General features: G+C 68.8%; 12 protein-coding genes. 8 read left to right on the top strand and 4 right to left on the bottom strand.

Annotated elements, in window-relative coordinates:
* The first annotated feature begins 108 nt into the window (after positions 1–108).
* The 3 genes from CHB94_RS25365 to CHB94_RS19095 all read left to right on the top strand — a co-directional run bounded on the left by CHB94_RS25365 (position 109) and on the right by CHB94_RS19095 (position 1,638).
* Entirely contained in the window at positions 109–246 is a 138-nt protein-coding gene (locus CHB94_RS25365; RefSeq protein ID WP_176445649.1) for a hypothetical protein, read from the top strand.
* A complete protein-coding gene (locus tag CHB94_RS19100) occupies positions 243–578 on the top strand; it encodes an integrase core domain-containing protein (RefSeq protein ID WP_176445648.1) in 336 nt (111 codons plus the stop codon). Before CHB94_RS25365 ends, CHB94_RS19100 begins: the two co-directional genes overlap by 4 nt.
* Positions 579–843: 265 nt before the next feature.
* The gene (locus CHB94_RS19095; protein WP_176445647.1) at positions 844–1,638 is read left to right on the top strand and encodes an FkbM family methyltransferase; all 795 of its coding nucleotides are present in this window, start codon (positions 844–846) and stop codon (positions 1,636–1,638) included.
* A gap of 21 nt (positions 1,639–1,659) precedes the next feature.
* Here the strand turns inward: CHB94_RS19095 and CHB94_RS19090 are convergent, their stop codons facing one another.
* Complete coding sequence (locus CHB94_RS19090) at positions 1,660–2,811, bottom strand: IS630 family transposase (RefSeq protein ID WP_089338147.1); 1,152 nt, start codon at positions 2,809–2,811, stop codon at positions 1,660–1,662.
* A 692-nt stretch (positions 2,812–3,503) separates the two neighbouring features.
* Positions 3,504–4,517, bottom strand: coding sequence for a GDP-mannose 4,6-dehydratase (gene gmd / locus CHB94_RS19080; protein WP_089338145.1), 1,014 nt, complete (start codon positions 4,515–4,517; stop codon positions 3,504–3,506).
* Between the two features lie 85 nt (positions 4,518–4,602).
* On the opposite strand from gmd, the gene CHB94_RS19075 reads away from it, so the two are divergent.
* Both CHB94_RS19075 and CHB94_RS19070 read left to right on the top strand, forming a co-directional pair.
* Positions 4,603–5,568, top strand: coding sequence for a GDP-L-fucose synthase family protein (locus CHB94_RS19075; RefSeq protein ID WP_176445646.1), 966 nt, complete (start codon positions 4,603–4,605; stop codon positions 5,566–5,568).
* 129 nt (positions 5,569–5,697) lie between these two features.
* Entirely contained in the window at positions 5,698–7,194 is a 1,497-nt protein-coding gene (locus CHB94_RS19070; protein ID WP_141137561.1) for a tyrosine-protein kinase domain-containing protein, read from the top strand.
* Between the two features lie 281 nt (positions 7,195–7,475).
* Here the strand turns inward: CHB94_RS19070 and CHB94_RS19065 are convergent, their stop codons facing one another.
* Complete coding sequence (locus CHB94_RS19065) at positions 7,476–8,228, bottom strand: SGNH/GDSL hydrolase family protein (RefSeq protein ID WP_176445645.1); 753 nt, start codon at positions 8,226–8,228, stop codon at positions 7,476–7,478.
* A 211-nt stretch (positions 8,229–8,439) separates the two neighbouring features.
* Here CHB94_RS19065 and CHB94_RS19060 point away from each other — a divergent pair, with 211 nt between their 5' ends.
* Both CHB94_RS19060 and CHB94_RS19055 read left to right on the top strand, forming a co-directional pair.
* A complete protein-coding gene (locus tag CHB94_RS19060; RefSeq protein WP_089338141.1) occupies positions 8,440–9,057 on the top strand; it encodes an arsenate reductase/protein-tyrosine-phosphatase family protein in 618 nt (205 codons plus the stop codon).
* Positions 9,058–9,296: 239 nt separating this feature from the next.
* Complete coding sequence (locus tag CHB94_RS19055) at positions 9,297–10,817, top strand: sugar transferase (RefSeq protein WP_089338140.1); 1,521 nt, start codon at positions 9,297–9,299, stop codon at positions 10,815–10,817.
* A gap of 281 nt (positions 10,818–11,098) precedes the next feature.
* On the opposite strand, the gene CHB94_RS19050 is transcribed toward CHB94_RS19055, so the two are convergent.
* Positions 11,099–11,746 carry an arsenate reductase/protein-tyrosine-phosphatase family protein gene (locus CHB94_RS19050; RefSeq protein WP_089338139.1) on the bottom strand — a complete coding sequence of 216 codons (648 nt, stop codon included), beginning with the start codon at positions 11,744–11,746 and terminating at the stop codon, positions 11,099–11,101.
* Positions 11,747–13,750: 2,004 nt separating this feature from the next.
* Here CHB94_RS19050 and CHB94_RS19045 point away from each other — a divergent pair.
* Positions 13,751–14,650 (top strand): hypothetical protein, encoded by a 900-nt coding sequence (locus CHB94_RS19045; protein WP_089338138.1) that lies wholly within the window; start codon positions 13,751–13,753, stop codon positions 14,648–14,650.
* The last annotated feature ends 1 nt before the right edge of the window (position 14,651 follow it).

The raw sequence follows: 14,651 nt of genomic DNA, 5'->3' as shown, positions 1-14,651 counted from the left end.
ACCGGGTCACCGTCTGCCCGCAGCGCATCAGCGCAATCGCCGCCGCCGCTCTCGTATTGACCTCACTCGACCGCGGAACCAAGTGAGAAAACCTCATTCTCCGGCTGGGTGTACGCCTCGTTCGTCATCGACGTGTTCTTCCGGCGAATAGTCGGCTGGCAGGTGTCCCGGAATCTGCGCACGGATTTGGCGTTGGACGCTCTGGAGATGGGATCTGGACGCGCCAACGAGCAGGCGACGATTTGACCGGTTTGATTCACCATTCCGACCGCGGCGGGCAATACAGTGCGGTGCGCTATTCACCACCACTGGCAGAGGAAGGCGCCGTTGCCTCGGTCGGCTTCCGCGGTGACTCCTACGGCAACGCTCGGGCCGAGGCCTTCAACTCGCTATTCAAGGCCGAGTTGATCAGCAAAAAGGGTCCCTGGCGCAGCATCGACGTCGAGATCGCCGTCGCGGAGTACATCGACTGGTTCAACCACCGGCGGCTACACGGCGAACTCGGGCTGGTCCCGCCGGCCGAGTACGAGGCCGCTAATCGTGACCGCACCACCGTTCCGATCCCCGTCGGAGCGTGAGAACCGAGCCTCCATCAAACCCGGTGCTTGACACATCTACAGATCACCATCGTGTCCGCCGTTGCGTTCGGGCCCATGTCCATCTCTGGCTGGAGCTCCATGAGGGGCGCAGGATAATCCGCGATAAAGTGCTTCGGACGCTTCGCCCGCACCTTGACGGTTGAGCCGATACGGGCCACCGGATAGCGTCGCCTGCGTACACCACGGTGGCGCGAACGGGGGTAGGAGGATGGTGCTGACTCAGGTGCGGCGACAGTTGCGGTGGATGGCCAATCATCCGGCCTATACCGGGCCCCGGACCTTCGTCCGCGCAGTCACCTGGGCGGCTCGCGCGGCCGCCTCGAAGCCGGCCACGGTGCCGTTCGGGCGGGGACGGATCTACTGCCCTGCGGAGCAGCGCGGCATGGCGCGGCTTGCCTACATCTTCCGGGACCGGTTCGAACCTGAGCTCGCGCTGCTTTCGAGGTTCGTGCGCCCCGGTGACCGGGTGGTGGACATCGGCGCCCACTACGGCGCCTATACGCTCATCTTGGCTGACCTTGTCGGCCCGAACGGCTCGGTGATCGCAGTGGAGCCGGCGTCGCACGCCGCCGCCGTCTTGGAACGCAACCTCGAGCTCAACGGGTACGCCGACCGCGTCACCGTTTACCGTGTAGCGCTGGGCGAGGCACAGGGCACGGCGACCTTGCAGATCCACGCCGACCCCAGCCGGAACCGGATCGGGGATCCGGACCCGGGAGCGGCCGGGTCGGAGACCGTGCCTGTGCGCCTCTTGGACGACCTCATCGATGGCCCGGTGACCTTCATTAAGATGGACGTCGAGGGAGCCGAGGTGCTGGCGTACCGAGGTGCCCGACGCGTGCTGGAGAAGCACCGCCCGATCGTGCTCTTCGAGTTCCAGCCCGACGCGGGCCGGTCGCTTGGCCTAGACCCCATGGAGCTGTGGGACGGACTTGTGGGCCTCGGCTACTCGATGCAGCGGATCGTGGGCGAGGAACTTCAGCCCGTCGCGCAGGCCCCGACAACGTCGGTCACCAACTTCGTGGCCATCCCACGGTAGTCGCCGTCACCTAGTGCCGGGTCAGGCAACCTTCGCCCTGGTGATGGCGGAGGCTCGTTTGATCACCTTGCGGAGTTTGGGATCGGTGGTGTGCCGGTTCCGCCAGGCGATGTAGCGGCGGATCATGCCGGCCTGTTCGCGGTGGGTCGTGTGGTCGGTGCCGTTGAGGGTGAAGTAGCGCAGCGCGGTGAACTGCGGCTCGATCCGGTTGAGCCAGGAGCCGTAGAACGGGGTGTAGGCGATCTCGACGTTGTTCGCCGCCGCCCAGCGGCCGACCCGGTCGTCGCGGCCGGTGGACAGGTGCGGGCTGAAGTTGTCGCAGACGATCGCGATGCGCACGCCAGGCGGGTAGAGCGAGCGCAGGTAGCGACAGAAGGCCAAGAACTGGGTACGGCCTTTACGTGCGGTGATGTGCCCGTAGAGCTTGTCGCGGCCCAGATCGAGCGCGGCGAGCACGTGGCGCACCCCGTGCGGGCGGGTGTAGGTCGCCCGCCGCCGGCGCCGCCGGGGAGCGGCCGGATCGCCCTTCTCCCGGGCGACCGGCGCCCACTGCTTGCCCGGATGCGGCTGCAGGTTCAGCGGCCCGACCTCGTCCATGCAGAAGACCACGCTGGGATCGCCCGGCCCGGGCTCGGCCAGGCCGTCGGCGATGGCGTACAGCTGCAGCACCCGGCCGGTCTTGGCGTCGTAGTCCGGGTCGGTGCTGGCCGTGAAGGTCTTCACCGCTTGAAAGCTGACGTCCTCGTCATGCAGCAGGGCGCGCAGGCCCTCGTGGGAGATGTCGTCGACCACCCCCTCGGCGACCAGGAAGTCGGCCAACTTGGACAGGCTCCACACCGAGAACGGCAGGTCATGGTCTTCTGGCCGGGACAACGCGATCTTCTTGATCTCAGCCCGTTGCTGGAGGTCGAACTTGGGCGGCCGGCCGCCGGCGTAGCGCGGATACAGCGAGTCGAAGCCGTCGGTGGTGAAGTTGTGCAGCACGTCGCGGACCCGGTCGGGGCTGGTGAACGAGACCTCGGCGATCTTGGCCACCGGCATGCCCTGGGCCGACAGCAGCACCATCTGCGCCCGCCGCCAGGTCGCCACCGACCCGGTGCCGCGGCGCACGATGCGCAGCAGCCGGTTGCCCTCATCGTTGCTGATCGGGCGCACCTGCACGGGTTGAGCCATCTCGCATCTCCTGCGGGGAAGTCAGGATCAGACGAGAACAAAGAGTGGCCCCCTTAACCCCCGACCGGGACCCCCAGCCGCGCGCCGAAACGGGCGAAGGTTGGCAGCCGCGGCACTAGGTCGGCGGCGGTGCCCTGCCAATGGCGCCAGCCTAAAGCTAGGGGGAGGCAACGTGTACCGACACCACTCTGCAGAGTTGAACTTGGGGGCCGCGCCCATGGACGCTTCGAGTGCTGACGCGCTGCTCCGGCTCGGCGGGATTCCGGCGGGCTTCCGCGTCCAGCAGGTCGACAAGAGCATGGCCGTGGCCGCCGACCTCACATCGGGGCTGACGCGTCAGCACCGCCAGGAGGCACTGGCTCGGCCACTGGGGGCACTCTCCTGGACGTTCACCCTGGTTAGGCGGCGATGCTGCTCGATCAGCTCGGGGAGGGTTTCGTCCTGTCGAAACGAGAGGGGGCCCGCTCACCCGTGATCGGAGGGCCGGTGCGCGGGCACGCGACAGGGCGGTGAGCCGACGACGTCCCCGATCGGATTGGTCAGCCCACCGAGGTGCACGACGTCTTGGGGGGCGTGGTGGCCGCTGCCGTGCTGCCGGTGGTGTGCCGGTTCGCCGCTGTTATGGCGGACCGCTCGCCGACGGTGTGACGCTCAGCCCGGAGAGCTACCGTCAGTTGGCGTCCGTGACGGGGTCAGCTGTCGATGCGGATGTTGCGGCCAGCCCGCTCGTCGTCGAGCTCCTGGACGTCGGCGTCGACCATGATCTTCACTAGCTCGGGCGTAAGTACCTTGGGCTCCCAGCCGAGCTCGGTCTTGGCCTTCGAGTAGTCGCCGATCAGCGCGTCGACCTCGGTGGGGCGCTCGTAGCGCTCGTCGTGCTCGACGTACTTCTCCCACTCCAGCCCGGCGTGGTCGAACGCCATCTGCACGAAGTCGCGCACCGAGTAAGCGGTGTTCGTGGCCAGTACATAGTCTTGCGGCTCCGAGTGCTGCAGCATCCGCCACATGCCCTCGACGTACTCCGGGGCGTAACCCCAGTCGCGCACCGCGCCGAGGTTGCCCATGTAAAGCTTCTCCTGCAGGCCGGCCTGGATCCGCGCGACGGCGCGGGTCACCTTCCGGGTCACGAACGTCTCGCCGCGACGAGGGGACTCGTGGTTGAACAAGATGCCGTTGACGGCGAACAGCCCGTAAGCCTCACGGTAATTGCGGGTGGCCCAGTAGGCGTAGACCTTTGCCACGCCGTAGGGGCTGCGCGGATAGAACGGCGTCTCCTCGTTCTGCGGCGGGGGAGTCGCGCCGAACATCTCCGACGAGGACGCCTGGTAAATCTTGGTGCGGACGCGCGCGGCGCGAACGGCCTCGAGGAGACGCATGGCGGCGACTCCGGTCACGTCACCGGTGAACACCGGCTGGTCGAACGACACGCGCACGTGCGACTGGGCACCGAGGTTGTAGACCTCGTCGGGATTGATGTCGCGCAGCACGTTGATCAGCGTCACACCGTCGTTGAGGTCCCCGAAGTGCAGGAACAGGCGGCGGTTTGCCGTGTGCGGGTCCTGGTAGATGCCGTCGAGACGCTCGGTGTTGAAGGACGACGAGCGGCGGACGAGCCCGTGCACCTCGTAGCCCTTGCTCAACAGCAGTTCGGCCAGATACGAACCGTCCTGCCCGGTGACGCCGGTGATCAAGGCGGACTTCGCCACAGAGTTGCTCCCAGGTAGTCGCGCCCGAAGCGCTCGGGCGTTGCGCAGCTACTGTATGTGCCGACTCGAAACCACAGGGAGCGTTATGCCGATCGCACTGCTCGATCGAAGTGCCCGCACGTTCATCGCCGGGCACCGCGGGCTGGTCGGAGGGGCGGTCCTGCGCCACTTCGAGGACGCTGGGTTCACCTCGCTGGTCACCCGCAGCTCCTCGGAGCTGGACCTGCGCGACGCCTCGGCGGTCGAGAGCTTCTTCGCGGGCGAGCGACCAGCGACCGTCGTCATGGCCGCCGCCAAGGTGGGCGGCATCCTCGCCAACAGCACCTACCCCGCAGACTTCATCTCGGACAACCTGCGGATGCAGGTCAACGTGCTCGACGCCGCAGCACGCCATGGCACGACACACCTGTTGTTCCTCGGCTCGAGCTGCATCTATCCCAAGCTGGCGCCGCAGCCGATCCGCGAGGACAGCCTGCTCACCGGTCCGCTCGAAGAGACGAACGACGCCTACGCCATCGCCAAGATTTCCGGAGTCCTGCAGGTTCAGGCGCTCCGCCGGCAACACGGGGTCCACTACATCTCTGCCATGCCCACCAATCTCTACGGGCCGGGCGACAACTTCCACCCGGAGAACTCCCACGTCCTGCCCGGACTTATTCGCCGGTTCCACGAGGCCAAGCTCGCCGACGCCCCGGAGGTCGTCGTCTGGGGCACCGGAACGCCGCTGCGCGAGTTCCTGCACGTGGACGACTTGGCCCGCGCCTGCCTGTTCCTGCTCGAGAATTACGACGATCCCGCGCCGATCAACGTCGGTGTGGGCGCCGATCTGTCGATCCGCGAGCTGGCCCAGATGGTGGCGGACATCGTGGGTTACGACGGCGCGCTCGAGTTGGACACCACCAAGCCCGACGGCACCCCGCGCAAGCTGCTGGACGTCTCGAAGCTGCACGGGCTCGGTTGGCGCGCGGAGATCGACCTCCGCGACGGCTTGGAGCAGACGTACGCCTGGTATCAGTCGCAGCTCGCCGAAGGCTCTGTCCGGGCTGCCTGACGCCGGCTTGTGCTGTCGTTGCGAGGATTACCGAGCGTATCCCTGTAACCTCAGGGGGCATGCAGGATCGCTCCATTCGGCCATGGACGGCGCTCAACCTGCTTCATCTTCCGATTGCGAGGCCCGTCCGTGGAACTGAAGGACGTCGTCCAGGCGCTGCGCAATGGCTGGTGGCTCCTCGTCGTCGGTCTCCTGGTCGGTCTCGCGGCCGCCGGAGTCGTCACCTGGCAGACCACGCCGCAGTACACGTCGAGCACGCAGCTGTTCGTGTCGACGACCGGCACCGACGACACGTCTACCGCGTACCAGGGCAACCTGTTCTCGCAGCAGCGCGTCACCTCGTACGTGCAGCTGCTTACCGGTGAGCAGCTCGCGGGCCGCGTGATCGAGCAGCTCGGACTCTCGGACGCCCCCAGCGAGCTGACAGCGGGCATTGCTGCGAGCGCCATCCCCGACACAGTCCTGTTGGACGTCGCAGTCACTCGGACCTCGGCCACCGAGGCGCGGGACATTGCCTCGGCGATCGGCCAGGAATTCACCGAAATGGTCACCGAGCTCGAGACTCCGGAGGGTGCCACGAGCTCGACGGTAAAGGTGACCGTGACCGAGGCACCCAAGGTCGCCGACAGCCCAACCACGCCGCAACCCCTCCGCAACCTGGCTCTGGGGGCGCTGGCCGGGCTCCTCGTCGGCGCCGGTGCCGCAATCGGTCGCGAGCGGCTGGACAACACCGTGAAGACGCCGGACGACGTCACTCGCTTGGCCGGCGTCGGCCTGGTCGGCGCCTTGGTGGAGGACCCCGCCCTGCTCGAGCGTCATGTCGTCACCGACGAGGACGGCTACTCGGAAACAGCCGAGGCCTACCGGCAGATTCGGACCAACCTGCAGTTCCTGGACGTCGACGACCCGGCTCGCACCATCGTCATCACCAGTTCGCTCCCCGGTGAAGGCAAGACCACCGTCGCGGTCAACCTCGCGTTGGTTCTCGCGCAGTCGGGGGCTCGCGTCGCGCTGATCGAGGGCGACCTGCGCCGGCCGCGAGTCACCAACTACCTCGGCATGATCAGCGGAGCCGGGCTCTCAAACGTGCTCGCCGGGACGGCGCGCTACGACGAACTCACCCAGCCCTACGGGGACGGTTGCCTCAGCGTGCTGGCCGCTGGGCCGATGCCGCCAAACCCGAGCGAGATGCTGGGTTCCAAGCAGATGCGGTCGCTCCTCGCCCAGGCGCGGGAGGAGAACGACTACGTGATCGTCGACGCCCCTCCGCTCCTGCCTGTCACCGACGCTGCGGTGCTCTCCGTTGCCGCCGACGGGGCGATCATCGTGGCTCGCCACGGCGTGACCACCCACGCGCAGCTCCAGCAGGCCGCCACCGCGCTGCACCGGATCGAGGCCAAGCTCCTCGGTGTGCTGCTCAACCGGATCCCACCCAAGGCGGCAGACAGCTACGGCTACGGCTACAGCTACAGCTACGCCGCCACGCCAGAGCAGCCGGGTGGGGGCGCTGGGGGTTCCGGCGGCAAGTCAGGCCCAGCTCGCATGATCGACCACACCACCTCCCTTCCGCCGGTCCCAGCAGAAGGCGGGGAAGCTCGGGTTTCTCACCGCCCGCCGGTGAGATAGCGGTTCCTCCGCCACTTCCTGCCCGGACGGGCATGCGAGCAGGTACCGCAGCTTGTCAGGTTTGACGAACGCCCAGGCGAACCAATGTCGCGATCGGCACAGTTGTTACAGCCGCGCGGCCGGCGATCCCCGGCCTCCCGGGCACGCCTCAAGATGGTGGTGCGGATTCCCCGGTGACTCAAAGTCAAAGGGTGCACCGTTACCAGGCGAGGACTGCACAAGCCAGCCTTGAGACACCGCTGAGGTCGAGTGGAGCGCACCGGTGACGAACGCCCAGTGCCTCAAGCGGAGGGCTGCGCCAGGGTGGTGAGGGCGCTCTCCACGAGCGGCGTGATCTGATCCGCCAGATAGGCGTGACCATCGTCAGTGGGCGAGATGCCGTCGTCCGCGATGAGCGTCGCCGACTCCGCGAACCAGCCCTCCGTCAGGGGATCGACGTACGCGGCACCAACGGCGGTAGCCGCGCGCTCCACCGCGTCACTCAGGTCGTCGAGATCGGCCGGGGGGCTGGCGTTGCTCCACGCCGGCCCGATGACGAGCAGCTGAGCCTCGGGTGAATTGGCCCGCAGGGTCGCCAGGGTCTCCGTCGCCGACCGCTCCACAGCCGCTAAAGAGCTGCCCGTGTCGTTCCTGCTGCCGAAGACGATGACGACGTCGGCATCTGGCACGGGATTTGCCGCCACCAGGTCAGGAAACGTTTCGCCGGTCACGCCGACGGCTGCGTACCCCGCCATGGACACCGCAGCCTGGCGAAGGTCCGCACCCAGGCGCTGAGCAACCAGCGCAGGCCATCCCTGGGCCCCTTGCCCACCAAGGCTCGAGCCGGTCGTGTAGCCGTCGCCGTACACCGCGAGCACTGGAGGCGCCTCGGGCGACTCCGCGACCGGTGGCGCATCTGCGGTCGGTTCCGCGGCCGGCGTGGTGGGGGCCGCCGCCGATGTGGACCGGACGTAGGGATCCGTGGGCTCCGGCCGGAGAACGAACAGGTAGGTCAGAAGGGCTGCGTTGCCGATGACCAGGACGACCAGTGCCACGATGCCCCATCGAGGCGGCCGCTCCAACCCCCGCATGCCCCGACCCTATCCGCCGTGGACGAAGAACCCTTCGCTGCTCGGGGCCTGCGCCCCTCGTGTCGCGGCAGTCACAAGGCCCCCAGCGGCATCGGTGACCTGACAGCAGGAGGCGCCGACGTTCAACACTCCCTGCCAGCGAGACCGACCGGTCCGACGGGCTAGCCTCGACGTCGTGCACATCCTCTTCGTCTGCACCGGCAACATCTGCCGGTCGCCCCTGGGCGAGCGCCTCACCCGGGCCTTCGCTGACGAGGTGCTCGGCGAGCGTGCACACGACCTCACCGCCAGCAGCGCAGGCACCGAGGCGGTGGTGGGCCGCGGGATGGACCCGTCGTCAGCTCAGGTCCTTGTCGGCCTCGGGGGCGATCCCAGCGGCTTCGAGGCCCGTCAGCTGACTTCCGCGATCGTCGACGAGGCCGACCTGGTGCTGACCATGACACGTGCGCATCGGCGCAAGGTGCTCGAGGTGTCCCCACGCGCACTGGCCCGGACGTTCACCTTGCTCGAGGCGGCAGAGTTACTGGCCGACGCGCCCACCGAGGATCGATCCGGCGCCGGCGACCCTGCAGACCGGGGCCGCGACCTGGTGGCGATGTTGACTCGGCGGCGCGCGCTTCGGCGAGCCGCCGACACGGATCAGGACGATGTCCCCGACCCGATCGGCCGGCCGGCGTCCGTGCACCTCGCGGTCGGGGACGCGATCGCCGGCGCACTGCTCCCACTCCTCGAGGAGTGTGCAGGGCCCCATCGAGTCGGGTCCATGACCGCCGACGTGCGACGCGCCAGCTGATGGGCTCCGGGGATGGCCGGCGCGCAGGCGCTTCCGCTCGCGCACATCTCGGCGGAGCTGACCCGGACGGCCGTCACCCGACAGGGCGACCGATCTCACCTTCCGTATCGGCGTGTCCCTCTATAGGATTCTTGAACGTTGAGGTTCCCGATGTCCGTCGGGAGCAGCCGGCACTGCCGGTGAGCAGGGAGTGCGGCGCCACCGTCACCGCGCGAGCAGGACACGGGGAACGGGGACACATGGTCGCGTCGGCTCACGATGTCGCACGTCTGAAGCACGGCGCCATTCCTGTCCAGCGCAGCGTCCCCCCACTGCCCCACCTCCGCGGCGAAGGCACGCAGGCCCGCCGTCAATGGCGCACTCGCTATCTCACCTCGATCGTCGCCGGGGATGCGCTCTGCGCAGCCGTCGCCGGAGCGGCCGGGCTCCTCGTGCGCTTCGGTGGGGACGCGGTGTGGCTGGCTCACTCCGGGCCCATGCAGGCAGCCGTCGTGGTGGCGGTGCTGCCCTTCGTCTGGGTACTGGCGATGTTCGCCGGGCGGGCCTACGAGCAGCGCTTCCTGTACGTCGGTGCCGACGAGTTCCGGCGGGTCTTGAGCGCCAGCGTCTGGGTGCTCGCCGGCTTCGGCACGGCGAGTTGGGCGTTCAAGTGGGACATCGCCCGGGGCTTCGTCGTCGTGGCGCTGCCACTCGCCGCCGTCCTCACGCTCCTGCAGCGCTACGCCCGCCGTCAGGTTCTCCACCGGCAGCGCGGGCGGGGGCTGCACCACCAGACCACCCTCGTCGTCGGGCACCGCAGCGGGGTCTCCGCGCTGCACGAGTTGGTCGACGCCAGCCGCTACCACGGACTGAACATCATCGGCTGCTGCGTACCTGCGTCGCAGGGGAGCCGCGAGCGGGTCTTCGACGGGCTTCCCGTCCTCGGGTCGCTGGACGACGTCATCGACGTCGTCCGCAGGTACGAGGTGGACACCGTGGCGGTGCTGCCCAGCCCAGAGCTCGAGGGCCCGGCGCTGCGCCGGCTCGGCTGGGAGCTGGAGAAGACGTCCGCGGAGTTGCTGCTCGCCCCTGCGGTCACCGAGTTCGCCGGGCCGAGAGTGGCAATCCGGCCGGTGGCGGGCCTGCCGCTGCTCCACGTGGAGCGTCCGGAGCTGACCGGCGCGCGCCGCCTCGCCAAGAGCGCGTTCGATGTCACCGCCGCTTTCCTCGGTCTGGTGCTGCTGCTTCCCCTTCTGCTGGTCATCGGCGCATCGGTGCGACTGACCAGTCGGGGACCGGCCTTCTACAAGCAGGAGCGGGTCGGCCGCGACGGCAAGACCTTCTCGATGCTGAAGTTCCGCTCGATGGTCGTCGACGCCGAGGAGCGCCTTGCCGCGCTGCAGGCTCGCACTGACGGCAACGGTGTGCTGTTCAAGATGAAGGACGATCCGCGGGTCACCCGGGTCGGTCGGATCATGCGCCGGTATTCCCTCGATGAGCTGCCGCAGCTGATCAACGTCCTACGCGGGCAGATGTCGCTGGTCGGCCCGAGACCTCCCTTGCCGCACGAGACCGACCGGTACGGCTTCGACATGCACCGCCGGTTCCTGGTGAAGCCCGGAATGACCGGGCTCTGGCAGATCAACGGACGGTCCGACCTCAGTTGGGACGACTCCGTGCGCATGGACGTCCGATACGTGGAGAACTGGTCCTTCGGCATGGACCTGTTCATTCTCTGGAAGACGTTCGGCGCTGTCCGCGGGGGCTCGGGAGCGTACTGATCGTCGACCGCCGGCGGCCCCAGGTGCAGGCGTCCGGTAGCCCATGAGGGCGCTGGGCACGGCCGCGTTCCGCCGCCTCCGGAGTCGGATCGGACTGCCGAGGCGAGCCGACTCGGCAGGGGAGGCCCGTGCAGCGAGTCCCTCGGCCACGTGGTGCTGTCCCTCGAGCGGCGTGGAGCCGTACTGATCAGTCACTGCGCTCGGGGCACTGCTGGCTGCCGACGACAACGGGCGGCAACTGGGAGTCCCAGTTGCCGCCCGTTGTGTCGGGAGCCTGCCCGTCAGCTTCGAGGGCGCGCGAGCTGCCGCGGATCCGGCAGCTCGTAGAGCCGAGGGCTGGGCACCATCGTGTGCGAGGCGGACTCGTCGACGAACAGCACGTCGGCCAGTGGGCGCAGCTTCCGGGCGATCCGTGCGGCCACCTGCTTGTGCACCCCGCCGGACTCGCCGATCGGGTCGAACACGTCGTCGGCCTCCACCGACATACGCCGAGCCCGGCCGGCGTTCAGCCGCGCCGCCAGCTCGCGCGCCCGATTGCGGAGCGGCAGGTCCGTCACGCCGCGCAGGTCGGCGCTGCGGAGGAGATCGGCCGCCTCGGGGAGCGTGAACGTGTGCCGGAGCGCTCGGGGGGCCACCGCCAGCACCTTGCGCCGCTGACTGCGGGTCATGGTGAGCACCAGGTCAGCCTCGGTGGCCATCTGCGGAACAAAGGTCTGAGCGACGAAACCGCCGGGTTCCCCGCCGAGTGCGGCGAGGGCCGCTGCGCTGCGCTTGTCCATCGGCTTGCCGTCCAGCGCGTCGGTGCCCGCACTGGCGATGCGAACCGCCGCAGTGGTAGCGCCGAGAGACTGGCTCGCCCACGAGTAGGCCAACCGCTCAGCGAGCGGCGAGCGGCAGATGTTCCCTGTGCAGACGAAAAGCAGGCGCATGGACCGACTTTATGTATGCGTTCGAACACGGAAGGTCAGCCGCGCGGCGATTGTGCAGGTAAACTGACACGAACGTCGAGGCGCCGACTGGCAATTCTTGTGTGGCGTCAGTGCGGGACGTCGGTAAGCATCTGGTCGCTGAACTCGGAGGCGTTCTGTCCGAGGGAATTGCTGCGCAGCTACTGCCACATGCGGTCGCGGCCACCGTGTCGAGGTAGACGACGCTCGCCGGCCCCTCCATCCCGGTGCCGAGCACCGGGGCGGTGAAGAAGTCGACGCTCGCCGGGGTGACGCCCCGCAATGAGTAGGCCAGCGACACCGGGCTGCCGTTTTCCGAGACTGTCGTCAACCCCCACGGCACTCGTGGCGGTGAGCAATGCCGAGTCCAGCCGCCCGGGGTCGCTGAACGTGCTCGAGTTGAAAAGCTGATCGAACAGGGCTTGGAGATGCTGCTGCTGGCGCTTCACTGGGTCGAAGTCTCCACCGGGCGAGCCGTAGCGCTGTCCCAGGTACCAGCGGGCCTGGTCACCGAGTGGAAGCAGTACCGCGAGCTCGACCAGGTCGCGGTCGGCGAGCTGGTCGCGCAAGAGCGGCGCCCGACGGCCGCAACGCTCTCGACCGCGAGCGCTGTACTGCCGACGGCTGGACCTACCGCGCTCTGGGCCGCCGCGCCGGCTGATCCAGGACACGATTCCGGCCGGGTCCGCGACTGGCGGTTTCCGCGAGGCCGATCTCACGGCCACGCCCGCCAACTCCCCGGCCGGGCACGAGTCCTTGCGGGCCGAGGGCAGGCAGAGGAACGTCGGACGCGCACGGGGCCCGGAAGCAAGGACCAATCGATGGCGTGGTGGGTATGGCTGCTGGTGGCCTGGTTGCTGCTCGCGGTCCTCGTCGCATTGCTGGCTGGACGAGGCCTGCAGATCGCGGAGAACCGGGAATGGTCTCGTCGCGGCAAGGTCGACCGCAGATCCCGTCCGCGTGAAATCGAGCCGCGCCGGTCCGCGTAAGCGGCTCGGCGGCCACGCCCCCACGTGCCGTCGGGTGAAGGAACTGCTGCATGACGACACGGACCGGCGTGTCCTCGCATGCGGCCACCCTTGCCGGCAGGCGGGATCGGTCGGAGGCCCGCGGCCGGTACGACGACCGAGGAGCTGGCGCACGATGCGCATGCTTCTCACGGGGGGCGCGGGGTTCATCGGTGCCAATTTCGTGCACTACACACTGCGCAAGCACCCCGAGCATGCGATCACGTGGCGGCCGACCAGGTACCACGCCGTGCCTGCGCCCAGCAGGGCGAGGGTGAGGGGGACTGCTCCTGCGGCGACGAGCAGTCGGCGGGCCGCGGAGTGCTCTGGTGGCGCACTCGCGGCCACGACATCGTTCGTTCCGAAGGCGCTTCGCGCATCCGTCCCGGACGACTCTGCCGCGGCGAGCGGTGGCCGGCGTAGGGGCGGTCAGTGATGGGGCACGTCTCGTCGGTCACCCAGTCCCTCGTCGGCTGTCCTCGGCCGAAGGCATCAGGTCGGCACGTCCGGAGTCGACAGGACCACGACCGGTGGGCGCGGAGTGGGAGCCGCCACCCGAGGCATCAGGCTCAGGTGCCCGCTCGGACGATCCCGCAGCGGCAGGCGTACAGGCTGCCGGTCCCGACGACGTCTTCGCCGGCCCAGCGGAAACGGTGCCAGTGACGTCGTCCGGAGACAGCCGGCAGTTCCTGGCGCCGGGCTTCGGTACGAGGAGCCACCTCGCGCAGCGTGAGCACGCGGCTACTGTGCCACCGGTTCGAGCTGCGGTGGGGGCAAGCGGGAGAAACGTGTAGGACCTCTGCTCCTCCGTCACTCCTGTCACTGGCGCCTCACCAGGGATGCGGCCCATCCCGGAGAGCCGGTCGAGGAACTCCGCGTCGCCAGTGATCACCTGTCGCGGGAGACCCATGAGCACCGGGCGGCTCCGACACGCGGGCACATCCTCAAGCTGTCTGCCCGGTCAGCCGATGCTCTACCTGTGTGGTGGCTCTGGGTCCTCGTGCTCGTGACGTGGCTGGTCGTGGGATGCGCTGTCGCGGTTCTCGTGGGGCGCAGCATCTGCTTGGCCGACCGGCGGGGGATGCCGGTCGGGGACGAGCGCTCGGCGACCGCCGACCTCCTGGGCCTAGCGCGCGCCGAACCGGTCCGCGCGCGCTCCCGGCGGCGGTCCGTGCCGCTCCCACCCATCGGCATCGCTCTGGTCGCGATCGGCATCGCCCTGGAGACAGTCGGATACGTCTCGCGGCTCTACGGACTCTCGGCGCCGGCCCGCTCCATCGTCTCGATGGACGCGCCCTTCTCCCTGCCTCGGGTCTACGTCGCCGCCCTCTTCGCCGCGGCTGCACTGGCCGCGATCGCCGGTGCGGGGATCTTCCCCGGTCGGCGTACTTGGTGGACGGGTGTCGGGTTGGTGGCTGCGGGCATCGCCCTCGTCAAGGTCGGCAGCACGCTGCACCGGGACGCTTTCGCAGCAGTCGAGTCCGCGGTGGGCGCCAGTGCCGCCCTGGTGTCGAGCGGACTCGCGGCCGCGGCTGTCGTCGGCGCGCTCTGGTTCCTCAGCCGCGAGGAGCGCCGCGACCGACGGCGGATCCTCGGGGTCCTGTCGGCCTACGCCGTGGCGTCCGTGGGACTGTCGGCGATCTCGAACGCCATCGAGGGGTCAATGGGCTTCCGCCACTGGGCGGCGGCCGGTACGACCTACGTCGAGGAATCGGCCGAGGTCCTGTGTGGTGTCGCTTTCCTCGTGGCGGTTCTGGTCGGTGTGGCGCCGCGGCTGGTGCTGCCCGCCGACTGGGCCCTGCGCCGCTCCGCGGACGAGCACACGCTCGACCTGCCGGAGCAGCTTCCGTCTCGCGCGCAGGGCCCCGCCCGGAGCTGAC

The sequence above is a fragment of the Blastococcus mobilis genome (assembly GCF_900188025.1).
GTDB classification, from domain to species: domain Bacteria; phylum Actinomycetota; class Actinomycetes; order Mycobacteriales; family Geodermatophilaceae; genus Blastococcus_B; species Blastococcus_B mobilis.
The sequence above is the reverse complement of the archived record's forward strand: the minus strand, read 5'-3'. Positions and strand labels throughout refer to the sequence as shown.